Genomic DNA, 384 nt, shown 5'->3' with positions numbered 1-384 from the left:
GCCGGCATTGGCGAGGGGGCCGGCGAGGCTGTAGCTGCCGCCCGTGGTGACGGCGAGCGTCGCGCCGGCGGCGTTGGCGAAGGGGCCGGTGCCGGCCASGGATCCGGCGACGGCGAGCAGGCCGGCATTGTTGGCGATGGGCCCGTCGATGCGGCCGGCGCTGGCGAGCACGGTGCCGGCATTGGTCAGGCCGCCGCTGATCGTGCCGCTGGTGGCGAGGAGGCCGGTGTTGGCGACGCCGCCGGCGATCGCGCCGGCGTTGAGGGCGGTGCCGGTGTTGGTCAGTCCGCCCGCGAGGGTGCCGGCGTTGATCAGGCTGCCGCTGTTGGTCGCGCCGCCGCCGATGGTGCCGGTGTTGAGGGCCGTGCCGGTGTTGGTCAGGCC

1 pseudogene is annotated in these 384 nt (G+C 75.7%); it reads right to left on the bottom strand.

The window, feature by feature from the left end:
- A pseudogene (locus tag ASG32_RS35540) lies at positions 1-384 on the bottom strand (hypothetical protein); the annotation flags it as partial.

The organism is Methylobacterium sp. Leaf361, assembly GCF_001424445.1.
Lineage (GTDB): Bacteria > Pseudomonadota > Alphaproteobacteria > Rhizobiales > Beijerinckiaceae > Methylobacterium.
Note: the sequence above shows the minus strand (reverse complement) of the source record. Positions and strands in the feature narration are given on the sequence as shown.